The sequence below is a fragment of the Desulfacinum infernum DSM 9756 genome (assembly GCF_900129305.1).
Taxonomy (GTDB): Bacteria; Desulfobacterota; Syntrophobacteria; order Syntrophobacterales; family DSM-9756; genus Desulfacinum; species Desulfacinum infernum.
In genome coordinates, this window is record NZ_FQVB01000003.1 from 67,683 (window position 1) to 88,416 (window position 20,734).

At 61.7% G+C, this 20,734-nt stretch carries 22 protein-coding genes; 4 read left to right on the forward strand and 18 right to left on the reverse strand.

Features of this window, described 5'->3' with window-relative positions; translation table 11 throughout:
• Positions 1-10: 10 nt before the first annotated feature.
• The 13 genes from ybgF to tmcC all read right to left on the reverse strand — a co-directional run bounded on the left by ybgF (position 11) and on the right by tmcC (position 11,431).
• The gene (gene ybgF / locus BUB04_RS00320; RefSeq protein ID WP_178371853.1) at positions 11-775 is read right to left on the reverse strand and encodes a tol-pal system protein YbgF; all 765 of its coding nucleotides are present in this window, start codon (positions 773-775) and stop codon (positions 11-13) included.
• A 42-nt stretch (positions 776-817) separates the two neighbouring features.
• Complete coding sequence (pal, locus tag BUB04_RS00325; protein ID WP_073035848.1) at positions 818-1,387, reverse strand: peptidoglycan-associated lipoprotein Pal; 570 nt, start codon at positions 1,385-1,387, stop codon at positions 818-820.
• Positions 1,388-1,633: 246 nt separating this feature from the next.
• Positions 1,634-2,980, reverse strand: coding sequence for a Tol-Pal system beta propeller repeat protein TolB (tolB, locus tag BUB04_RS00330; protein ID WP_084075756.1), 1,347 nt, complete (start codon positions 2,978-2,980; stop codon positions 1,634-1,636).
• A gap of 26 nt (positions 2,981-3,006) precedes the next feature.
• Entirely contained in the window at positions 3,007-3,837 is an 831-nt protein-coding gene (locus BUB04_RS00335) for a TonB family protein (RefSeq protein ID WP_073035850.1), read from the reverse strand.
• 8 nt (positions 3,838-3,845) lie between these two features.
• Complete coding sequence (locus BUB04_RS00340; RefSeq protein ID WP_073036118.1) at positions 3,846-4,277, reverse strand: ExbD/TolR family protein; 432 nt, start codon at positions 4,275-4,277, stop codon at positions 3,846-3,848.
• A gap of 4 nt (positions 4,278-4,281) precedes the next feature.
• Entirely contained in the window at positions 4,282-5,106 is an 825-nt protein-coding gene (locus BUB04_RS20030; RefSeq protein WP_073035852.1) for a MotA/TolQ/ExbB proton channel family protein, read from the reverse strand.
• Positions 5,107-5,137: 31 nt separating this feature from the next.
• The gene (locus tag BUB04_RS00350) at positions 5,138-5,875 is read right to left on the reverse strand and encodes an SIR2 family NAD-dependent protein deacylase (RefSeq protein ID WP_073035854.1); all 738 of its coding nucleotides are present in this window, start codon (positions 5,873-5,875) and stop codon (positions 5,138-5,140) included.
• 107 nt (positions 5,876-5,982) lie between these two features.
• Positions 5,983-7,077 (reverse strand): lytic transglycosylase domain-containing protein, encoded by a 1,095-nt coding sequence (locus BUB04_RS00355; protein ID WP_073035856.1) that lies wholly within the window; start codon positions 7,075-7,077, stop codon positions 5,983-5,985.
• A 690-nt stretch (positions 7,078-7,767) separates the two neighbouring features.
• On the reverse strand, positions 7,768-8,184 hold the full coding sequence (gene ndk, locus BUB04_RS00360) for a nucleoside-diphosphate kinase (protein WP_073035858.1): 417 nt from the start codon (positions 8,182-8,184) through the stop codon (positions 7,768-7,770).
• Between the two features lie 175 nt (positions 8,185-8,359).
• Positions 8,360-8,740 (reverse strand): cytochrome c3 family protein, encoded by a 381-nt coding sequence (locus BUB04_RS00365; RefSeq protein WP_073035860.1) that lies wholly within the window; start codon positions 8,738-8,740, stop codon positions 8,360-8,362.
• Between the two features lie 68 nt (positions 8,741-8,808).
• A complete protein-coding gene (locus BUB04_RS00370; protein WP_073035863.1) occupies positions 8,809-9,327 on the reverse strand; it encodes a universal stress protein in 519 nt (172 codons plus the stop codon).
• Between the two features lie 57 nt (positions 9,328-9,384).
• Positions 9,385-10,725 carry a (Fe-S)-binding protein gene (locus BUB04_RS00375; RefSeq protein ID WP_073035865.1) on the reverse strand — a complete coding sequence of 447 codons (1,341 nt, stop codon included), beginning with the start codon at positions 10,723-10,725 and terminating at the stop codon, positions 9,385-9,387.
• Between the two features lie 46 nt (positions 10,726-10,771).
• Entirely contained in the window at positions 10,772-11,431 is a 660-nt protein-coding gene (gene tmcC, locus BUB04_RS00380) for a TmcC family electron transfer complex membrane anchor subunit (protein WP_073035867.1), read from the reverse strand.
• Between the two features lie 230 nt (positions 11,432-11,661).
• On the opposite strand from tmcC, the gene BUB04_RS00385 reads away from it, so the two are divergent.
• The 4 genes from BUB04_RS00385 to BUB04_RS00400 all read left to right on the forward strand — a co-directional run bounded on the left by BUB04_RS00385 (position 11,662) and on the right by BUB04_RS00400 (position 15,743).
• On the forward strand, positions 11,662-12,642 hold the full coding sequence (locus tag BUB04_RS00385) for a methyltransferase (RefSeq protein ID WP_073035869.1): 981 nt from the start codon (positions 11,662-11,664) through the stop codon (positions 12,640-12,642).
• A 121-nt stretch (positions 12,643-12,763) separates the two neighbouring features.
• Positions 12,764-13,432 carry an anthranilate synthase component II gene (locus tag BUB04_RS00390; RefSeq protein WP_073035871.1) on the forward strand — a complete coding sequence of 223 codons (669 nt, stop codon included), beginning with the start codon at positions 12,764-12,766 and terminating at the stop codon, positions 13,430-13,432.
• Positions 13,429-14,865, forward strand: coding sequence for an aminodeoxychorismate synthase component I (gene pabB, locus BUB04_RS00395; protein WP_073035873.1), 1,437 nt, complete (start codon positions 13,429-13,431; stop codon positions 14,863-14,865). Before BUB04_RS00390 ends, pabB begins: the two co-directional genes overlap by 4 nt.
• Positions 14,862-15,743: an aminotransferase class IV gene (locus BUB04_RS00400; RefSeq protein WP_073035875.1), complete on the forward strand. Its 882-nt coding sequence runs from the start codon at positions 14,862-14,864 to the stop codon at positions 15,741-15,743. The genes pabB and BUB04_RS00400 overlap by 4 nt, the downstream gene beginning before the upstream one ends.
• A 107-nt stretch (positions 15,744-15,850) precedes the next feature.
• Here BUB04_RS00400 and rfbD read toward each other — a convergent pair whose 3' ends face one another.
• The 5 genes from rfbD to pxpB all read right to left on the reverse strand — a co-directional run bounded on the left by rfbD (position 15,851) and on the right by pxpB (position 20,490).
• A complete protein-coding gene (gene rfbD, locus BUB04_RS00405; protein WP_073035877.1) occupies positions 15,851-16,720 on the reverse strand; it encodes a dTDP-4-dehydrorhamnose reductase in 870 nt (289 codons plus the stop codon).
• A 514-nt stretch (positions 16,721-17,234) separates the two neighbouring features.
• Positions 17,235-17,783 (reverse strand): dTDP-4-dehydrorhamnose 3,5-epimerase, encoded by a 549-nt coding sequence (rfbC, locus tag BUB04_RS00410; RefSeq protein ID WP_073035880.1) that lies wholly within the window; start codon positions 17,781-17,783, stop codon positions 17,235-17,237.
• Positions 17,784-17,980: 197 nt separating this feature from the next.
• Positions 17,981-18,748 (reverse strand): LamB/YcsF family protein, encoded by a 768-nt coding sequence (locus tag BUB04_RS00415; protein ID WP_073035882.1) that lies wholly within the window; start codon positions 18,746-18,748, stop codon positions 17,981-17,983.
• A 142-nt stretch (positions 18,749-18,890) separates the two neighbouring features.
• Complete coding sequence (locus tag BUB04_RS00420; RefSeq protein WP_178371854.1) at positions 18,891-19,826, reverse strand: 5-oxoprolinase subunit C family protein; 936 nt, start codon at positions 19,824-19,826, stop codon at positions 18,891-18,893.
• Positions 19,807-20,490 carry a 5-oxoprolinase subunit PxpB gene (pxpB, locus tag BUB04_RS00425; protein ID WP_073035886.1) on the reverse strand — a complete coding sequence of 228 codons (684 nt, stop codon included), beginning with the start codon at positions 20,488-20,490 and terminating at the stop codon, positions 19,807-19,809. Before pxpB ends, BUB04_RS00420 begins: the two co-directional genes overlap by 20 nt.
• Positions 20,491-20,734 lie beyond the last annotated feature (244 nt).

Consider the following 20,734-nt stretch of genomic DNA (forward strand, 5'->3'; position numbering starts at 1 on the left):
GGACGCCCGCTCACCGAAGCCTTTCAAGCCACTTCTTGGCAATCTCGGCCTGTGGGGTCGTGGGGTGCTGCTCGACCACACGTTCATAGAGGATCCTGGCCGCGGTCCGGTCCCCCAGCTTCTCGAAGGCGGCTCCCTGCTTGAGAATCGCATAAGCCACCTTGTTGCCCTTGGGATATCGGTCGAGCACGTCCTGGTAGGCGGCAATGGCCTCCTGATACCGGCCTTGCATGAAGTGGCATTCCCCGATCCAGAATAGGGCGTTATCCGCCAGTTCCGACTGGGGATACCGGTCCACGAATTGGCGGAACCCTTCCAGGGCCTGGGGGTAGTCGCCCTTCTGGAAGGACTCCAGGGAACGGCTGTACAGCGCCTTTTCGGGGTCCTGGGGAGGCGTGACCGGCTGAACGCTCACACTGCTTCCCGTCGCCTCCGGTTCACTGGAAACCGGAGGGGCTGCAGGGACAGGTGCCGGAGGAGAAGTCGCCACAAGGCGCTGCTGCTCTTCGAGGCGCCCCTTCAGCCCGGCCACTTCCATCTGGAGGGCGTCCAAGCGAGCGTTCATGTCCGCCAGGCTTCTACGGCCGCCCCCCTCTCCTTCGCCCGTACCGAAAACGGCGGATTCCATGCGCTGGACACGGGCGTCCAGGTCCTGCACCTGCTGCTGAAGCGAATAGACGCTCTGCTGGAGCACCGATGTTTGCTGGGTGGTCACACACCCCTGAAGCACCATGGCCGTCATGGCCGCGACAGCGGCTGTGCCGAGAGCCCTCATCCCGCCAGGCATTGTCTCCCCCCGTCGATGTTGGTGGCCGGACTAGAAATGAATCACGAAATGGGCCCTGCGGTTCTTGGCCCAGGAAGCTTCATCGTGGCCTGCGGCCACCGGACGCTCTTCCCCGTAACTGATCATGCTCAGTCGCGACGGGTCGATGCCCGAGTCCACCAGGTACTGCCAGGCGCTGTTGGCCCGCCGCTCCCCGAGGGCCAGGTTGTATTCGCTGGTCCCCCGTTCGTCGCAGTGGCCCTCGATGGTCACCTGAACCTTGGGATAACGCCGCAGGAATTCCACCTTTCGATCCAGGACCATGCGCGCTTCTTCCAGGAGAACATACGAATCAAACTCAAAGTAAACATCCTCGTTTTCGAACTTCTCCATGGCCTGCAGAAACTCGAGGCGTTCCGGTTCCGTCTGCAGTCCCAACCGCTGCCAGGTGGCCTCGTCGATCCGGCCTGTGGCGCCGGATCCCTGCACCGCGGTCTGCATCGGGGGCGCGGGGGTCATCCCGCCCTGCACGGGGACCGCTTTCTTGGTGCAGGCGGAAAAGGACAGTACCAACAACCCCAATGCCGCTACGGCCAGAAGACGCTTCAGCATGTCTTGCATGGTTTCCTCCATCTTCGAGGTTTGGGATCCCAGGAGCCTGTCCGAGAATGGTTTTCAGGCTCAAGAGGCCGGGAATTTCCAATCACTTCGTAGCCGCGGGGCTTCAGCACCGCGGAAAAGGGTCCAACCCAACCCAATGAACTGACAGGCAATACCCGATGGGCCATCCGACATCCGGGGATTCCTGCGCAGCCAAGGGCTGCGCTACGAGAAAAGAGATCATCCGCGACGTTTTCGGACAGCCTCCTAACGCGGTAGTCGAGGCGACCAGTCAGGAAGGCTCTGCTCTCCGGGAAGGCGGGTCAATCTCTTCACTCCTTCACCATTGAGGAGCATGACCCAGACGGCCGCACGCCCCCCTTGACGCGTGGAAGTGAAGGCGATCATCCGCCCGTCCGGCGACCAGGAGGGCGCCTCGTTATCTCCCTCATTGTGGGTCAGCTGCCTGATCTCCGACCCGTCAGGCCGAATGATATAGATATTGTTAAGCCCTTTGTCCATGCCGCTGTAGGCGATCCAGTCGCCCTTGGGAGACCAGCTGGGGGCCGTGTTGTACTTCCCGTGGTAGGTCAATCGCTCCTTTCGCCCTGTGGCGAGATCCAGGACGTAGATCTGGGGATTACCCGTTTCTCCCGATACATAGGCGAGCCTCTTGCCGTCCGGGGACCAGGAAGGCGACACATCGATGGCCCAGCTGGAGGCCAGCTTCCGCACCACCTGTCCGTTGAGGTCCACCAGGTAGATATCGGGGTTGCCGTCCTTGGAGAGCGTGACCGCCAATCCGTCGCCTCCGGGCCTCCAGGCCGGGGAGATGTTGAGACCCGGGTACCCACACAGGTTTCGGCGTTGCCCCGTAAAAAGGTCCACCACGTAGAGTTTCGGGGCGCCTTCGAAGTAGCTCACATAGGCCAGATGCCTTGCGTCGGGGCTCCAAGCAGGCGAGAGCGCCGTGCTCCCGTCCCGGGTGACCTGTTTGAGGTTTTCCCCGTCGATATCCATGAGGAAGATTTCCTTAACCCCGTCCTTGGCCTGCACGAACGCGATCTGTGTATCGAAGATGCCGGGCTCTCCGGTCAAGGCCGCAAGGATCTCATTGGCGAACCGATGGGCCATGACCCGCGCGTCTTCCACGCGCCCTTCGTAAATCTTCCCGACTACCAAGCGCTGAGCCACCACGTCGTAGAGGCGGTACTCCACACGCAGCCGAGAGCCCTCTCGGCTGCACTTACCCCGAACCAGAAATTCGGCTCCCACTTGCCGCCATCGATCGAAACGAATTTCCGCCGCCGTCAGCCCCTCGTCCTGCCCGGAGCCGAGGAACCCTCTGGGGTCCAGGACTCGGAACAGCCCGGAAAGATCCAAGTCGTTGGACACCACGGAGGCCAGCAGGCGGCCGAGACCCTCCCCTGCGGGGCCTTCCTCGCGCAGATCGGTGACCGCAATGGGAAGCTGGACGAAATGGGGCTGGGTGATGTCGATATAGACTCTCTGGGCCGCCGTGGCCTCTCGGGCCGACACCGCGGCCACAAGCAGGGCGATCGCAAGAAGGAGCGGCCTGACAACGGATCTTTCACTCTGGAAGGGCATCATCATGAAGAAAGGGTGTCCTCCTTGCAATCTCAAGCCAGGTCCTCCGGGCGGAACCGGATGCCGATCTCGTCCCGGGGCGGGCTGTAAATGTCCGGGAACTTGGGCAGAGGATTGGCCTTTTGAATGGCGCGAAGCACGGAGTCGTCGAACAGGGCGTTTCCCGACTTCTTCTCGAACCGAACACTCTCGATGGTGCCGTCGCGCCGGACCACGATCACCACCACCGCTTCCAACCGCTGGGATCCCAGAAGGGACTTGGGCAGGGCCCACTGGTTCCGAATGGCGCTCCAGACCTCCGTATAGTAGAGACGGCGGGCGAGGCCGATGTCTTCATCCTCCGATACCTCGCGGGCCGGGCCGGAAGTGGGCGGGCCGGGCGCTTCGCGGGTTGCCTCCCTGGTGCCGGCCCCGGCAGTGTGGCGAGGCACCTCACGGGGAAGAAGCTTTTCCACCGTCTCCTCGATGGAAGGCTTGTCCACGGGCGCCACCTGCGGCGTCCGAGGGACATCCAGCTTGTGCACTTCCGCTTCCTTGGGCTGGAAAACTTCCCCCAGCCTCTTGACGGGAACCACGGGCGGGGGCCGGAATCCCTTGGATGGGGCCTTTTTGGACGGGGCAACGGAATTTTTCCCTGGGCTTACGGGCTGGGAAGGGGCCGGGGACTGGAGACCTATATCCGCCGGGGAAACCAGTTTGACCGTATAAAAGGGGATCTCGTAAGTCTTCCGTGGAAGCACCTGGGGCAGGAACAAGACGCCAAAGGCCAGGAACACATGAACCAGGAAGGAGATCCCCAGGCCCAAGATGACCTCCTCCTTGGGAAGACGCAGCCTCGAAAATGCAGCGGAAGCTTCCGTCATCTTAGCCCTCAACCGCCCCGACTTTCCGTTGAAGCCCCCACCGGTTCCGTCACCAGCCCGATCTGATCGATTCCCGACTGCCGAATGATGCTCATCACGTGCATGACGTAACCGTAGGGGATGGACTCATCGGATCTCAAAAAGACCCCCTGCGTTCCGCCCGTGTTGCGATAGATGGCCGCCAGTTTGGGGCCCAAGACGTCCAGTTCCACCGGGTACTCGTTGATATACACCTTTCTTTGAGCGTCGATGGTAACCACCAGCCGCTCCTGCTCCGACGGGATCGCCGGTGCCTCCACCTCCGGAAGGTTCACGTCGATGCCCTGCATCATCATGGGCGCGGTCACCATAAAGATGATCAGAAGCACCAACATGACATCCACGAAGGGCGTCACGTTGATCTCAGACAGGAGTCTTCGGTCGGATTCGGGGATCTTCATGACATCATCCACTGGTGATTCCCGTCCGGACTGCGGACGACGCCTCCGCCGCCGCCACCCGCACGCCGTGGGAAGATCGGCGCATCCACTCGCGCTTCATGAGGCTATAGAAATCCGAGGCAAAGTATCTCATCTGGCCGTCGATGCTCTGAACCTTGTTGATGAAGTGGTTGTAGAAGATAACCGCCGGAATGGCTGCGGCCAGCCCCACGGCGGTGGCCACGAGGGCCTCGGATATGCCCGGCGCCACGACGGCCAGGTTGGCCGCCCCCTTCAGACCGATTTCCTGAAAGGAGGTCATGATGCCCCAGACGGTGCCGAAAAGGCCGATGAAAGGCGCCGTATTGCCGGTGGTGGCCAGCAGGGGCAGGAAGCGTTCCAGGCGGCGCCTTTCCAGGAGCATGGCCCCCTCCATGGTCCTTTCCACGGTCTCCAGGGCGTCCTCCACCCCGTTCAGTGCCCCCTCTGTCGGGTTGCCCGCCTCCAGAGCCTTGCTCAAACGGCCCCACTCCACATAACCGGTTCGAAACACCTGGGCCAGGTAGCTCTCGTCCAGCAGCTGGCTCTCCCGGTACAGGTGGGCGAAGTTTTTCTTTTGGCGGTACAACTCGTAGAACTCCTCCGACTGTTTCTCGGCTCTCCGAAACAGACGCCACTTCACCAGCGCAATGCCCCAACACGCCAGGGACATGACCAGCAGGAGGAGCAAGACCAGCTTCACCATGGGGCCGGCGTGGCGGATCATGTCGCTCACTCCGTTGCCGGCCCGCTGGTAGGGGGATGCCAGGGCCACCGTTGTCAGGAAGGTTGAAAGAAGGGAAAGGCTCATTCTCTTTACGCTCGCTTTCCTTGCCCGCCGATCAAAGGCCCATGGCCGCAACGAGTGCGGGCAGGGCCCGACCGGCGGGTTGATCGATGTGGATATCCGTCACCGTGCGGGTCAATTCCGATTCCTGAGGATTGATCTCGATGATGAAGGCGCCGCGCCCTTTGGCGATGATCGGCAAATGGGATGCCGGAGCCACCGTGGCCGACGTTCCCACCACCAGCAGCACATCGCACCGCTCGGCCATTCGAAAGGCCTCATTTTGGGCTTCGAAGGGAATGCCTTCGCCGAAGAAGACAAAATTGGGGCGGATAGGACCTCCGCACGGACAAAGCGGCGGCAGATCCCCGAGATCCAGCTCTTCGCGGGGGAAATGCCTGTGGCAAGAATCACACCGGGCGCTGCGCCCGTGCCCATGGAACTCCACCACGTTCCTGCTCCCCGCCCGCTGGTGCAGGCTGTCCACGTTCTGGGTGACGATGCCCTTGAGGATTCCCCCTTGCTCCAGTTGCGCCAGTGCGTAATGGGCGGGATTAGGTTGGGCACCCCGAAGCAACCGGTCCATGTCCAGCAGCATCCGCCACACCTTCCCGGGATTTCGCCGAAAGGATCGGATGTCCCCGTATTCCAGAGGGTCGTACTTGGACCACAAGCCTCCCGGACTTCGAAAATCGGGAATCCCGCTTTCCACGGAGATGCCCGCCCCGGTGAGGGCCACGGCCCGGGCGCTCTTCCCAAGCCGCTCGGCAGCCTGACGGATGGCTTGCTCCATGCGGTTAAGCTCCCGTTATCTGATCCATTTCCACACCCACGGGGCATCGTAGTGGCGTCCCGGTACCCTTGTCAAGGACGGAAGGACGGCAGCCCCGGCCACCACCGTCAGTCACGGTGGACAATGAGCTTTTGGCCCAGCCAGATGGTGGAGCCCTTGAGGCCGTTCCATCTCCGCAAATCGGATACGCTCACCCCGTAGCGCTTGGCGATCCTCGTCAGGGTGTCGCCTTTCTCAACCACATGGAGCACCGCCTTGGGTTTGAAGGCCTCCAGGAAGGACGCCAGGTTTTGCCGGAATCGGGCTCCGTGGCCCCGTGGCAGCCGGAAGCGGTATTGTCCCCTGGGAATTTCCCGGGAGATGAAGGAGGGATTGAGGCGCTTGAACTCGCGATAGGTAATGCCCGCCTTCTCCGCCAGGGCCTGGATGGGTACGGGATATGGGACCGTCGCTTCCACGTAGTCGAAGGCTTCCTCCGGATAGCCCGCTCCTTTGGGCAGCACGTAGCCGTACTTTTCCGGGCTGGACAGGATGGCCTTGATGGCGAGAATCCGGAAGATGTAGCGTTCGGTTTCCGCGGGCAGCTTCAACTGATAGTAGTCGCGCACCTTCTGGCGCTCCATCTCTTCCTGGACGCGTCGTTCCCCGCAGTTATAGGCGGCGATGGCCAAGGTCCAGTTCTGGAACTGGTCGTAGAGGTCTTTGAGGTAGCGCAGGGCGCTGTCCGTGGCCAGTTCAAAGTCGTACCGCTCGTCCACCGAGCCTTGCGTTGCCAAGCCGTAGCGCTGTCCCGTTCCCGGAATGAACTGCCACAGCCCGGCGGCCCCCATGGGCGAATAGGCTCCATGCTGCAGGTCGCTCTCCGCCACGGCCACATACTTCAGGTCCAGCGGCAGGTTCCGGCGCTTCAGTTCCTCCTCGAATCGGGGGAAGAACCTTTCCGCCCTCTTGAGCCACAAGTAAACTTGGGCATGGGCATAAACGAGGATGGTGAACTCGCGGTCGAACCGTTCCCACACGTCCTGGACGTGGAGGGGGACAGGCTCCCCGCACAAATCCAAGTGGTTCGGCGGCTCCACATACGGCACCACCTGGACGGGCGGGGCTGCTTCCTGCTGAGCATTGACGGGAACGGATAGATAAGCGGAAAGGAAACAGAACAACGACAGGGCCCAGAGCCATTGCCTTCGACCCGTGGTCATGGTTCAACTCCTACACCCACAAGCGTTTCGCATTCCGGACGGCCGCCATGCCGGGGCGGGCCTCCGGCTGGAAAATCTCTACCGCGGAACAGGACATTGAGTCCTTCGTGCGGCCGCATCGCAGGGGCCAATGATCATTCGCCCCTGCACTTCCCCGCCTTTGAAAGGCACATCGCATCGTTGGTTGTCACGGGCTCCCGTGACGGGGGTCAGTATGCCACAAAGACTACCAGGAGTCACGACAACACTGGAGGAGGGAGCTGAAAGGCAGCCCGATGGGCTGAGCCAGGAGATCCCCGGCCTTCGGGAGGTGGGTGGGAAAGAAGACGCGGGGATGCCCGGGGCGGGTTCCGGCCCAGCCCGCAGGGGACCGCCCCACGTTCAAGGCCCATGAGGGAGCTAGCAACCTGTTTGATAACGCAAGGGATGACTTTGTTTTTCGTAGCGCAGCCCTTCAGGGCTGCGGATGAATCCCCGAACGTCGGACAGGCCAATGGGGCATTGCCTGGCACTTCATTGGGTTACGGGCCCCTTTCCGCGGGGCTGAAGCCCCGCGGCTACGAAAGAAGACGGATTTCTTGTCGGTAGATTTTCGTCATCCCCGCAGAAGCGAGGATCCAGGACTTCCGGCAACTTATGGACTCCCCCCCTGCGCGGGAGTGACGGTTTGCGGAGTCCTCGGACAGGCTCCTAAGAACAGATCTCCAGCTCGGAGAAGAAAAACGCGATCTCCTTTTGGGCCGTTTCGGGAGCGTCCGAACCGTGGACGGTGTTTTTTTCCACGTCCAAAGCGAAGTCCTTGCGTATGGTCCCGGGCGCGGCATCCGCCGGATTGGTGGCGCCCATGAGCTCCCGGTTCCTTTGAATGACATTCTCCCCTTCCAGCACCATCACCACGATGGGCCCCGAGGACATGTAGGTGGTGAGGCTATCGAAGAAAGGCCTTTCCTTGTGCACCGCATAGAAGGCTTCCGCTTCTTTTTTGGTCAGATGGCGCATCTTCATGGCCACGATGCGGATGCCCGCCTTCTCAAACCGCTGAACCACTTCCCCTATGAGACCGCGCTCCACTCCATCGGGCTTGATGATCGACAGGGTTCGTTCCATTCCTTTCCTCCTACGAATCGATTCTTTGTCTTGAGTCCGCTACCTGATGCGGTCTGGAGGGCCAAAAGTCAAGCCTCAACTTGCGGACAGCCCCCTCTGGCGCCCACAAAAAACGGGGGGCTGTCCGCCCCCCGATCCGTTCCATCCCCCGAAAAACCGCGAGATTCCCAAGCCCTCACGGTTTGTGGCACTGGCCGCACATCACGGGCAGCTGCATGCCCTCCCGGCTGTTCAGCCGCTCATGGCACGATTTGCACTGCAGGTGAAAGGCCCTTTTGAGAGGCATGGGGCCGTCCTGTGCGTCCGCCGCATGGCAGGTGGAGCACTTTTGGCCGTCTCCTCCCAGGTTGGCCCCGTAGCGATCGTAGTCATGATGACACCGCGTGCAGTCGATGATCTCCGCGTGCCGCTCATGGGGGAATGTCACAGGCGGCCTTTCCAGGGGGGCAAGGGCTTCATCCTCGAGAACCATGACCTCGTCTTGGGCCCGGACGGCGGGACCCGTCGAAAGCGCCACGGCGAAGAGAGTCGCAAGGAACAGGACGGCGAATTTCATAGAACCTCCATTCAACGGAATCGTTTTCCACCTCACAGTGAAGCATTAGCGGAGGGCCCCGGTGGGGATCAGCTGCTCTCGTCCCCGGGCGCGGCCGGCCCACCGTTTTCCAGCGCAAGCCGCTGCTTGGGTGAGGTCACGATGGACACCTGGCAACTTGCCCGAAGCGATACCTGCTGGGCGTTTTCCCCCAGATGCGGTTTTTCCAGGTCCAGTGCCTGTTGCGGATCCTTGATGGTGTAGGGCCCCATGACGATCAGATCCACTTTCTCCCTTCGGGCAAATCGCAGGATCTCCACCCAGGGGATGCCGGCCCGCACCTCCACTCGAAGGTTCTTGGGCTCTTCCTCCTCCACCCGGATGGAATAGTACTCCCGCAACTTGGCCTTGAGCTTCTCAAAGACCTCGGGCCCCGCCCACGTTTCCCCATCCTCGGTGATGACGTGCCCCGAATATCGATGCCGGGACTCCAAGACATGCAGGATGATGAGCTCAGCCCCCGACCTCTCCGCAAGATCCAGGGCGGCGGCAAAGGCGTAATCGGAGCTGGCATAGAGATCCGCGCAAAAGAGTATCTTTTTATACATGTGGCCTCCTCCCTTCTCCGTTAAGCGCCGCCCCGGTACCGGCCCGGTCCCCGGGCACTACTCCTCCGGGGCCTCTTCCTCGTCGGGCTTGAACTTGTCCGGGATGATCATCATCTCGCAGATCAGTTCCTTCAAAGACACCACGCGAATACCCAGTTCGTATTCCTTGTTCAGATCGCTCAGCTGGTCAAAGCAGTTGTGGCAGGGAGCGATCACCACCTTGGCGCCGGTGGCCCGGATCTGCTCCGCCTTGACGCGCCCGCTGGCCATGCGCTTGGGCTTGTATTCGGGTCCCATGGGAATGAAGCCGCCTCCGCCCCCGCAGCAGTGATTGTACTCCCTGTTGGGGGACATATCCCGAAAGTCTTCGGCCAGGAACTGAACCAGCTTGCGGCCTTCTTCCCACAGGCCGCCGTTTCGGGACACGTTGCACGGGTCCTGGTAGGTAACCGGCTCTTTGAGTCGCTTGGCCGGATCGATCTGGATGCGGCCGTCCCGCAGGTACTCATAGAAGAGTTGCACCGAATGCACGATGGGAACCGGCGGTTTGCCGTCGGGATAACCCGCCAGGTAGGGCCCCTCGAAAAGGGCGGAACGGAAGGCATGGCCGCATTCGGTGATGAGGATGTACTGCACGCCCAGTTCCACAGCTTTCTCGTACATGTTGCGCACCACCTGCCCGGCCAGGGCCTTGTCGCCGGCAAACATGGGCAGATTGGTGCAGTCCCAGCCCGTGCTGGGCATGGTCCAGTCCTCCCCGGCCACCGTGAAGATCTGGGCCGCTTGGGCCAGGTCCTGGGGATAGAACATGGGCTCCCGGGGATTGACCGTGTACATGTACTTGGCGCCCTTCTTGTCGATGGGAATGGTGACTCCCTTGACCTCGTCCTGAGTCTCCTCGGCCATCCACTCGCAGGTGTCGATGAAATCCTCTGAGCTCATGCCCATCTGATTGCCCGTCTCCCGGTAGTTCACCACCGCCCGGGCCAGACCCTCGGGTGTGATCCCTTGGGAATAGAGGATGGTTCGGGTCACGGCGATCATGGTGGCAATGTCGATCCCGAAAGGGCAATAGAGGGAGCAGCGCTTGCACGTGGTGCATTCACCCCAGACGATGTCGGCGCAGCGCTTCAGGAAGTCCCAATCCACCCGCCCTTTTCTCTTGTAGAGCTCGCCCAAGGTGTTCTTGAACTTGTAGGCGGGGCTCAGCTTCGGGTCTTTGTCGTGGGCCAGGTAAAAGAAACAGCTCTCCGCACACAAGCCGCAGCGGGCACAAATGCTGAGCCAGGTGCGAATGCGGGCCCCATCGTTGGCGTCCAACAATTCGCGAATCTTCTTCACATCAACCTGAGGCGTGTCGGCACTGTCGTGCACTTGTCGTTCCGCACTCGCTGCCATCTATCCGTCTCCATTTGAACGTTGAAATATTCGGATGCGTCGAACCTTACCAGGTGCGGGCGCCGCGCCGGGCTCCCATCTCAAAACCGATAAAGGCCCTGGTAAAGAAGAAGAGGACCATGTGTCCCAGCTTGGTGAAGGGAATGCAGATGAGGAGGATTTCGCTCGTGAGAACGTGGAGAATCAACATGAGATCATAGGGCCCCCAGTGGTGATAGGCGCAAAAGCCGGTTAGAAAGGGAAGGGCCGTGCCCACCAGCACCGTGTAGTCCCAAGGCGTGGTGAGGATCCGCACTTCCGGGCGTACCAGGCGGCGCACCAGAAGAAACAAGGCACACGCCAGGACCATGAGGGTCAGGGCATCCGCCCAGGCGTCGGGCATGGACCAGAGGCTCACACCGAACGCCTCGTCCCACAACAGATTGTGCGCGGCCAGGAAGAGGGGCACCGCCAGGATCCCCACGTGAAAAAGAAAGAAGACGAGGCTGAAGACCAGCTGGCGGCGCATGGAAACGCTTCCCCACGGCACCAGCCAATGCACGATGGACTTGATCGCCCAGTTCCAATCCATGTGGTTGTAGAAGACCCGGTCCCGTTCCTTGCTGAGCCCGTAGAGGAATGCGATCCGGACCGCCAGGCCCCCCAAAAAGATCACGAACGTCGCCCATAAAGCCGGGCCGGTCAGAAACTGATAGAGCCCACTCATGCCGTATCCTCTTCTGCTCGGGGAAGGTGAGCCGCACGATGCACACGTTCCGCGCGGCGCAAAATCGCTCGTGAATCTATAGCCTTCTGAGTCGATCGTCAAGAGTCGCACAAGGAATTGTGCATTTCTCCAAGGCCTGATTTCATGCCGGTTGACAGTCCTCCAACCCCGGGATATGGGTTGATGACAGGGTGAAAAATGAAAGCCGTTCAGTGAGAAAAGGAGCCCACGTGACGCCCAACACGGATCCCCTGGAGGAAGTGCGCGGCTTCATGAAAAGCCGTGTTCTGCTCACCGCGGCGGAACTGGACGTCTTCACGGCCATCGACGAGGAACCCTTATCGGCCGAGCGTCTGGCGAACAGGAAGGGGGTGGATGTGCGCGCCCTCACCCGCATCCTGGACTGCCTCGTCACCTTCGGGCATCTCACCAAGAAGGACGGAATCTACTCCCTCACGGACCGGGGAAGTCTCTTTTCGGCAAAGCACCCACGGACCGTTCTGCCCATGGTGCTCCACATGAACCACGTGTGGAACAACTGGCATCACCTCACAACAACCGTCAAGGAAGGCATCAACAACCAGCGGGAGCCCGCAACGGATTCGGGCCTGGAATCGTTGAAAGCCTTCATCGGGGCCATGCATGTGGTCGGGCGGACCCTGGCCCAGGAAATCGCCCGCTCCTTGGACCTCCGTGCCTACCGGACCCTCCTGGATATCGGAGGCGGATCGGGGACCTACACCGTCGCTTTCCTGGAAACCAATCCTTCCCTGCGGGCGGTGCTCTTCGACCTTCCGGACGTCATCCCCATGGCGAAGGAAAGGCTGGAACAGGCCGGGATGCTGGACCGCGTGACCCTGGTTTCGGGAGATTTCTACCGGGACGAGCTCCCGCCCGGATGCGATCTGGCCCTTCTGTCGGCCATCATCCACCAGAACAGCCGGGAGGAGAACCGCGAACTCTACGCAAAGATCAAAAGGGCGTTGGCGCCCGGGGGCAGTCTGCTCATTCGGGATCACATCATGGACCCCGAGAGGACCTGGCCCCCCGCGGGCGCTCTTTTTGCCATCAACATGCTGGCCAACACTTCCGGGGGCGACACCTACACCTACCGGGAGGTGGCGGAGGATCTGGAATCGGCGGGATTTCATTCCATCCAATGGATCCGCAAGGGAGAGCGCATGGATTCCCTCGTACTGGCCCGAACGTAGGGCCGCCTTTATGCCTTGACAGCACGCCGGCCCGCTGGCATAAGGGGCTCCGAGGTATGTCAGGCATCCAAAGCCACCCAGCCTCCAGGGCGGGGTGGCTCTTTTTTTTGGGGGGAACTCCATGAAGCTGGTGCTCATCGACAACTACGATTCCTTTACCTTCAATCTCTACCAACTCTTCCTGGAATTCGAAATCGACGTCCGGGTTCATCGCCATGACGCCGTGAGCATCCGGGACATCGCCCGCATGCGCCCGGACTGGATCTGCATTTCTCCGGGCCCCAAGGATCCGCGCCACGCCGGAATCAGCACCCAGGTGGTGAAAACGTTTCAGGAAACCACGCCCATCCTGGGGGTGTGCCTGGGCATGCAGGTGATCAACGAGGCCTACGGAGGCCGCACCAGCCGCGCTCCGCACCCCCTGCACGGAAAGCGGTGCCGGGTTCACCATCGGAACGATCCCATGTTCGCCGGCATTCCCTCCCCCTTTAGGGTCGCCCGCTACCATTCCCTCCAGTGCACGCAGGTCCCTTCCGCCCTGGTGCCGACGGCTTGGGCGGAAGACGGGGTGCTCATGGCTCTCCGGCATGAACGTCTGCCCGTTTGGGGCGTGCAATTCCACCCGGAATCCTTCCTGTCGGAATTCGGCCTGGAAATCATCGCCAATTTCCTGGGCACTCATCCGAGCTTCCGCCTGGACACCGGCCTTCTCACATCGGAAGAGATCCGCTTTCCCCGTTGGCTGGGACCGGCAGTGCGCACAACGGCGCTCCCGGAGGCTCGTCCATGAACTGCCTTGAAAGTTTGCTGAGCCCGGCGGTCCACCTCTCCACCGTGGTGGTGTCGGAAGAAGAGACGGACAGGTCCTTTTTGGACCGGGCGGAAGTCATCGCCCGACAGGTGCACAGCGCCGTTCTCATGAGCGGGGGCGATCTGGACTGCAGCCGCTACTGCCTGGCCTGCTGGAATCCCCAGGCGGTTTTGACGGCCAAGGGAAAGCAGGTGCAACTGGACACCATCTCGGGATCCCTCACCTTCCAGGCCAACCCTTTGGATGCCCTGGATGATTTGCTGAACCTCACGGCCTCGCCCATCCCCCTGCTCCAGGAACCCTTTTCCGGCGGCGCGGTGGGCTACTTGGCCTACGAACTCAAGAACACCTTGGAAAGACTGCCCCAAACCACGGAGGACGATCTGGGACTGCCGGACATGTACCTTTTCGTTCCGGGAGATATCCTCGTCTATGACCGATGGAAGGCCCGGACAGTCCACGTGCGGCTTGCCCTTGAAACACAGGCCGGCAGGACGGATGCGGGATGGAAGAATACGGCCGCTCGCTCTCCGGCACCCGCCTCAGCCCCTGAGAAGGAGAGAGATCATCAGGCCCAGAGCGACTTCAGCCACGACGAATACCTGCACGCCGTGGCCAGGATCCGGCGCTACATCCGCCAGGGCGACGTCTATCAGGTGAACCTGTCCCAGCGCTTTTCCGCCCCCTTTTCAGGGGACCCCTGGGTCTTTTGGGTCGCTCTCTTCGAGAGAAATCCGGCCCCCTTTTTCGCCCACATCCATGCCCCCGGCCACAGGGTACTCAGCACGTCCATGGAACGGTTTCTCCTGCGAAAGGGAGACCAGATAGAGACACGGCCCATCAAAGGCACCCGCCCCCGGGGGGAAACTCTACGCGAGGATACCGAAAACCTGAGGGACCTCACCGCCAATCCCAAGGACGACGCGGAACTTTCCATGATCGTGGACCTCCTGAGAAACGACCTGGGCCGGGTCTGTCGGGCTCGATCCGTCGTGGTTCGTCATCACAAGAAAGTGGAATCCTACGAGAATGTGCATCACCTGATCTCCATCGTGGAAGGGCGCCTGAAGGAAAGCACCACCCACGGGCAAATCTTGCGGGCCACATTTCCCGGGGGCTCCATAACGGGTTGTCCCAAGATCCGGGCCATGGAAATCATCGATGAGCTGGAAAAACACGTTCGCCACGTCTACACGGGTTCCATCGGCTATCTGGGCTGGCACCAGAACATGGATCTCAGTATCGCCATCCGGACCGCCATCGTGAAGGAAGGCCGGCTTTACGTGGCCGTGGGAGGGGGCGTGGTGTACGATTCCGACGAGGAAGCGGAGTACCTGGAAACGCTCCACAAGGGGCGGACCTTTTTCCGGCTGCTAAGGGACTGGGAGCAGGAAACCGGAGGGAATCGATGACCGACAAGTCGGGCCGGATCCTGTGGTTGAACGGTTCGTTCGTGGCGGAAGACGATGCGCGGGTTTCACCCCTGGACAGGGGATTCCTCTACGGCGACGCCCTTTTCGAAACGCTGCGCGCCCAGGATGGACAGCCGCTCTATGTGGCCGACCACTTGAAAAGGCTTCGAGACGGCTGCAGGCAGTTGCGGCTGGATTGGGCCGGCACGCCCCGGTTTCTCCCGGAAGACGCCCGGCTTTGGAGGGACCAGCTGGAAGAGCTCCTTGGAAGGAACGGGCTGACCGAGGGGACGGCACGCATCAGGATCCAGATAACCCGAGGGCGAGCCGAAGGTCTCGGGCTCCCCGCCCCCCACGCGCCCACCCTTTTGGCCATGGCCGCGCCGTACCATCCTCCTTCGGAACGCGATTACGAGCAAGGCCGGCGTCTGCATCTGGTGGAGGGAATCTTCACCCCTCCCCTTTCGCCCTTCAAGACCTGCAACTACCTGGCCTACCTCCAGGCCGGGCAGGCGGCCCGAGACGCCGGCTTCGACGAAGCCCTCCTCAAGGACAAGGACGGGACTCTGGCCGAAACCAGCACGGGCTCCCTGCTCTTCCTGAAGGAAGGAACCTGCACCCTGTCGGCCAGCCCTTTTCGGCTTCCTGGAACCGCTGAGCAAAGAATCGCCTGCATGCTCCACGACGACGGCTGGCAGGTGATCCGCGCCCCCGTCACGGAAAAGGACATCCCTTCCTACGAAGCCCTCTGGATCACCAACTCCCTCATGGGCATCCTGCCCGTCCGGGCCGTGGACCAATACCGCTTCCCGCGTCTTTTCAGGCGGAAGGCCGCCCGATACCGAGAGAGGTTCTTCCGCGAGGGCCGACTCGCCTAACAGCTCGCATCAGGTTGGGCTACCGGAGATCCTCATGGCAACTTTCGCCGCTCCCACAGCCCGCTTGTTCCTATTGGCGTTCATTTGTGTTCATTCGCGGTTTTCTTTCACAAAAAGCGGAAGTTCGCCAGCATGCGCCGGAGGGCTTCCCGCCAATGGACGGGATCCGCGGGCCACAGCCGCCACGTCTCTTCCTTGTCCAGGACGCTGTAACCGGGACGTTTCGCCGGCGTGGGATAGGCGGAACTGGGAATGGGGCGCACCCGCACCCGGCGCCCTCTCGCTCCACGGGTTTCCTCTTCCACGGCCACGGCCAGATCGTACCAGGACGCCACCCCGGCATCGGTGAAGTGAAGGATCGGCGGCGGCGCGTCCTCCCGGGCGGCCAAGTCCAGGAGAAAGCGCGCCAAGTGGTGGGCCCAGGTGGGCGTTCCCACCTGATCGCAGACGACGGAAACCTCCTCCCGCTGAGAAAAAAGCCGCAGCATGGTTTTCACGAAGTTGGCACCATGGGCGGAATAGAGCCACGCGGTACGCACAATGGCACCTCCGTGAGGATGGAGTTCCAGCACCGCTTCCTCCCCGGCCCGCTTGCTGCGACCGTAAACGCCCAAGGGATTGGCCGGATCTTCGGGCTTGTAGGGGCGCCCCCGCGTTCCGTCGAAGACGAAATCCGTGGAAACGTGCAGCAGCCGGATGTCCCGCCGACGGCATTCCTCGGCCAGAAGGGCCGCGGCATCCCGGTTGATCAAAAAGGCCGCCTCCGGCTCCGATTCCGCGCGATCCACCGCCGTGTAGGCCGCCGCGTTGATCACCACCCGGGGCCGGACTTGATCTAGAACCCGACGCACTTCGGCCGGCCGGGTTACATCCAGATCCTTTCGGGCAAGCGCCGCCAACCGGAGCTCCGGCCTGTCACAGCGCTGCAGTTCCCAGCCCAGTTGACCTCCGGCGCCAGTTACGAGAACCGTTCGCAAAACGACCGCTCCTTTCTTTGAGGCACGGCCTAGGAGGCTTTCCGAGAACGCCGCGGACGACCTCTTTTTCTCGTAGCGCAGCCCTTTAGGGCTGCGGAGGAATCCCCGGTTGTCGAATAGGCCTCGCATACAGCCTGCGACTTCAAGGGGTTACGATGACCCTTTCCGCGGGGCTGAAGCCCCGCGGCTACGAAAAGAGGGGCCATAGCCCGGGCTCTTAACTCGGAGAGCCATTGTCGGACAGGCTCCTAGGAGCTTGTCTGAAAATGGCGAATTTGCTTTGTTCACGGCCCCTTCGTCATCACCGCGAAAGCGGGGATCCAGGATTCCCGGCAAGTTATGGACTCCCGCTTGCGCGGGAGTGACGGTTTGCAAAGTTTTCGGACAGCCTCCTGGGAGGCTGTCTGAAAATGTGTCCGAAAGCCCTTTCCCCTGGGAGCGCGGGCCTCCGGCCCGCACAAGAAGCGGGCGAGACGCCCGCGCTCCCAGGAAAACAGCGTTCTCGGACAGGCTGTTAGGCAAAAAGATCCGCTTGCTCCACCGGGACTCCCGCCGCGTCCTTGGGAGACACGGTGAGCTGCATGCCCTCCTCCAGGGGCCACCGGATGCGGAGCTTGGGATCGTCCCAGCGGATGCACCGCTCATGTCGGGGCGCATAGAAATCCGTTGTTTTGTAAAGCACTTCGGCCCAATCACTCAAAGTGAGAAATCCATGGGCGAATCCCACCGGGATATAGAGCTGGAGTTTGTTTTCCGCCGAGAGCTTCACTCCGTACCACTGCAGGAAGGTGGAGGAAGAGCGCCGCAGGTCCACGGCCACGTCGAAGATCTCCCCGGCCACCACCCGAACCAGCTTCCCTTGCGCCTGCCGGATCTGGTAGTGCAGGCCCCGGAGAACCCCCCGGCGGGAGCGGGAATGGTTGTCCTGGACAAACTCCTCCCGAATTCCGAGATCCGCCAGCACCTTCTTGTTGTAGCTTTCGAAAAAAAAGCCGCGCTCGTCTTCGAAGACCCTGGGTTCCAGAAGCACCAGGTCCCGAATGGGAGTGGAAAGCCGCTTCACGATCCGCCCTCCTTTGGCCGGCTTTCGTTTCTTAAATCGCACGCTTCATTCTGATGGTGCGACCCCGAAGGGCGGGCATAAAGCCCGCCCCCACAAAAAGGTATTGACATGTTGGGTAGGGGCGGGGTTTATCGCCGCCCGCTCATCACGTGGGAACATGTAAACCACCCGTAAAAATCGCTCAGCATAGGTATTGATCAGAGAAACCGTCCCATGGGTTCCACGGCGATGCCCGCTTCTTCCAGCTCTTTTCGGATGATGCGCGCCAGCTCGGCCGCTCCCGGCGTGTCCCCGTGCACACACAGGGTGTCCGCCTCCAGGGGGATCTTCTCTCCATCCAGGGAAAACAGCACCCGTTCCTCCAGCAAGCGCACCACCCGATCGCGCACCGCTTGGGGGTCATGGATCACCGCCCCCGGCAGATTCCTGGGAGCCAGCCTTCCGTCGGCCAGATAGGCCCGGTCGGGAAAGACTTCCCGGGCGACCCGAAGCCCCTCCTTTTCCGCCATATGAGCGAGAACGGAACCGGGCTGGCAGACCAGAATCAGGTTGCCGTTCACGGCACGGACGGCCTCCACCACCTCCCGGGCCACGGCCTCATCGGCCGCCGCCATGTTGTAGAGGGCGCCGTGAGGTTTGACGTGCTGGAGGTTCACCCCGTGGGCCGTTGCAAAGGCCGCCAGAGCCCCGATCTGGTAGATGAGGTAGCGGGTGATTTCCCCGGGGAAGGTCTGGATCTTCCGCCTTCCGAAGCCCATGAGGTCGGGAAATCCCGGGTGCGCCCCCACGCCCACGCCGTTTTCCTTGGCCAGGCGGACGGTCCTGTCCATCACCAAAGGATCCCCTGCATGGAATCCACAGGCGATGTTGGCCGAAGATACGGCGGCAATGATGGTCTCGTCGCTGCCGATGGTAAAAGAGCCGAAGCTTTCCCCCATGTCACAATTGATGTCGATCGTTCTCATCTTTCCGACTCCAAACGGTTGATTCCCCTTAACCCCATCACGCAACGGCCTGACACAGGATGAAACGCGCCTTTTCATGTGAAAGAAAACCGCGAATGAACGCGAATAGACGCAAATGATTCTCTTCCATTAACCGACGACGTCATGTTTCAAAAAAACGTCTCACCCGGAACGCCCACTGAAGGCGCGCCCACCGGGCTTCCTCTATGGAAACCCGCTCAAATCGCAGGCAATCCCCCGGCAAGAGTTGAGCCACCAGGGGAATGTCCATGGAAATCACCGTGGCGGCCTTGACGTATCCTCCCGTGGTGGGCCGGTCCGCCATGAGGATGAACGGGAGCCCTTCTCCGGGCACCTGGATGGATCCCGGAGCGATGCCGTCCGAGATGATATCCGCCCCGCGCGTGTGAGCGAGCCGGGGGCCTTCCAGCATGATGCCCATGCGGTCGGAGCGGGCCGTCACCGTATACGTTCCCGAAAGGAAGTCCGCCAGCGTCTCCGGGGTGATGCGTTCCGCCTGGGGACCGAGGACCACCCGCACCCGGGGGTTCCGGGCATAGGCCGGGCGAAGCCCTTCCGGGACATGGTCCATGAACGTTGGGCCGCCGGCTCCACCGATGCCAAGCACGTCCCCCCTTCGGAGCGCGCGGCCCTCCACTCCGCCAAAACGGCCTCTCAGGTAGGTGGATTTGCTGCCCAGCACCCGAGGCACGTCGATGCCCCCGCCCACGCACAGGTATTGACGTGCCCCGAAAGCCCCCATGCTCACTTCCAGTACATCCCCGTTCCGGGCAAAATGCAGTCTCCACGCTTCCAGGGGTGTTCCGTTCAGGAAAAGCACGGGATCGGCTCCCGTGACGGCGAAACGGCAATCCCCCAGAAAAACGGCCCGGAATCCTCCCACGGAAATCTCCACCCCCGCCTCGCCCGGGGGGTTGCCCACAAGAAGATTCCCCAGGGCAAGGGCCGCAGGGTCCATGGCTCCGCACGCCGGTACCCCCCGGTCCTGGTACCCCAGCCGTCCCGCATCCTGGACCGTGGCCAGCGGTCCGGGATCTTCAATGCGCAAGCCGTTCAAAATCCTCCCTCCCTATGGATCGAAAGATCACCGTGTCGCCCGCTTCCACCAGGAACGCCGGCGTCCGATCGGGATCGAAAAGCCTCAGGGGGGTTCGCCCGATGATCTGCCAGCCCCCGGGACTCTCGATGGGGTAGATGCCCGTCTGCTGCTCCGCGATGCCCACGCTTCCCGCAGGCACCTTGGTCCGTGGCTGCCTTTTTCGCGGCGTGTGAAGCCGCGGATCAAGCCCCCCCATATACGGGAAGCCCGGCGTAAAGCCGATCATGTAGACCAGGTAGCGGCCCGATGCGTGACGCCGGATGACTTCATCCTCCGTCAGGCCGTTGGCTTCGGCCACCTCTCCGATGTCCGGCCCGAACGGGCCTCCGTAACAGACGGGGATCTCAACGACCCTGGAAGGCTCCCGGAAGCCCTCCAGGGACTCCAAACTCTGTTCGACCAGCAGCATCAGCCTTTCATAGGAGCACAGCAACGGATCGTACTGGATGAAAAGGGAGCGGTAGGTGGGTACCAGCGCCAGGATGCCGGACGGGTTGAGTCGCTCCAGCCTCCGCCGGAGCTGGTGCACCCGCCGGTTGACGTCCATATCGATTCCCTCACCCAGTTCGACCATCAGGCCCATGTCACCACAATGCAAAAAACGAGGATAGACTCTTTCCATGGATTCGCCGTCCCTGAACTTTCTACCCCGCCAAGCACCCGGCGGCGCCGATCACAGCCTTCATCTGGGACCTTGTCCGAGAACAGGCTTCCGTCTGGAACCGGTAAGGACTCTGACCTCTTTCGTAGCCGCGGGGCTTCGGTCCCGCGGAAAAGGGACCACCCCAACCCAATGAACTGACGGGCAATACCCGATGGGCCATCCGACATCCGGGGATTCCTCCGCAGCCCTGAAGGGCTACGCT

What these genes read in the sequence shown, in the direction of transcription:
- tmcC (WP_073035867.1), bottom strand. Translation starts at nt 11,431, where the DNA reads ATGAGTGGGCTCTATCAGTTTCTGACCGGCCCGGCTTTATGGGCGACG.
- BUB04_RS00390 (WP_073035871.1), top strand. Translation starts at nt 12,764, where the DNA reads ATGAAGCTGGTGCTCATCGACAACTACGATTCCTTTACCTTCAATCTC.
- BUB04_RS00365 (WP_073035860.1), bottom strand. Translation starts at nt 8,740, where the DNA reads ATGAAATTCGCCGTCCTGTTCCTTGCGACTCTCTTCGCCGTGGCGCTT.
- pal (WP_073035848.1), bottom strand. Translation starts at nt 1,387, where the DNA reads ATGCAAGACATGCTGAAGCGTCTTCTGGCCGTAGCGGCATTGGGGTTG.
- BUB04_RS00415 (WP_073035882.1), bottom strand. Translation starts at nt 18,748, where the DNA reads ATGAGAACGATCGACATCAATTGTGACATGGGGGAAAGCTTCGGCTCT.
- BUB04_RS20030 (WP_073035852.1), bottom strand. Translation starts at nt 5,106, where the DNA reads ATGAGCCTTTCCCTTCTTTCAACCTTCCTGACAACGGTGGCCCTGGCA.
- BUB04_RS00370 (WP_073035863.1), bottom strand. Translation starts at nt 9,327, where the DNA reads ATGTATAAAAAGATACTCTTTTGCGCGGATCTCTATGCCAGCTCCGAT.
- ndk (WP_073035858.1), bottom strand. Translation starts at nt 8,184, where the DNA reads ATGGAACGAACCCTGTCGATCATCAAGCCCGATGGAGTGGAGCGCGGT.
- BUB04_RS00340 (WP_073036118.1), bottom strand. Translation starts at nt 4,277, where the DNA reads ATGAAGATCCCCGAATCCGACCGAAGACTCCTGTCTGAGATCAACGTG.
- BUB04_RS00350 (WP_073035854.1), bottom strand. Translation starts at nt 5,875, where the DNA reads ATGGAGCAAGCCATCCGTCAGGCTGCCGAGCGGCTTGGGAAGAGCGCC.
- tolB (WP_084075756.1), bottom strand. Translation starts at nt 2,980, where the DNA reads ATGATGATGCCCTTCCAGAGTGAAAGATCCGTTGTCAGGCCGCTCCTT.
- ybgF (WP_178371853.1), bottom strand. Translation starts at nt 775, where the DNA reads ATGAGGGCTCTCGGCACAGCCGCTGTCGCGGCCATGACGGCCATGGTG.
- BUB04_RS00355 (WP_073035856.1), bottom strand. Translation starts at nt 7,077, where the DNA reads ATGACCACGGGTCGAAGGCAATGGCTCTGGGCCCTGTCGTTGTTCTGT.
- BUB04_RS00400 (WP_073035875.1), top strand. Translation starts at nt 14,862, where the DNA reads ATGACCGACAAGTCGGGCCGGATCCTGTGGTTGAACGGTTCGTTCGTG.
- BUB04_RS00375 (WP_073035865.1), bottom strand. Translation starts at nt 10,725, where the DNA reads ATGGCAGCGAGTGCGGAACGACAAGTGCACGACAGTGCCGACACGCCT.
- pxpB (WP_073035886.1), bottom strand. Translation starts at nt 20,490, where the DNA reads ATGGAAAGAGTCTATCCTCGTTTTTTGCATTGTGGTGACATGGGCCTG.
- BUB04_RS00335 (WP_073035850.1), bottom strand. Translation starts at nt 3,837, where the DNA reads ATGACGGAAGCTTCCGCTGCATTTTCGAGGCTGCGTCTTCCCAAGGAG.
- pabB (WP_073035873.1), top strand. Translation starts at nt 13,429, where the DNA reads ATGAACTGCCTTGAAAGTTTGCTGAGCCCGGCGGTCCACCTCTCCACC.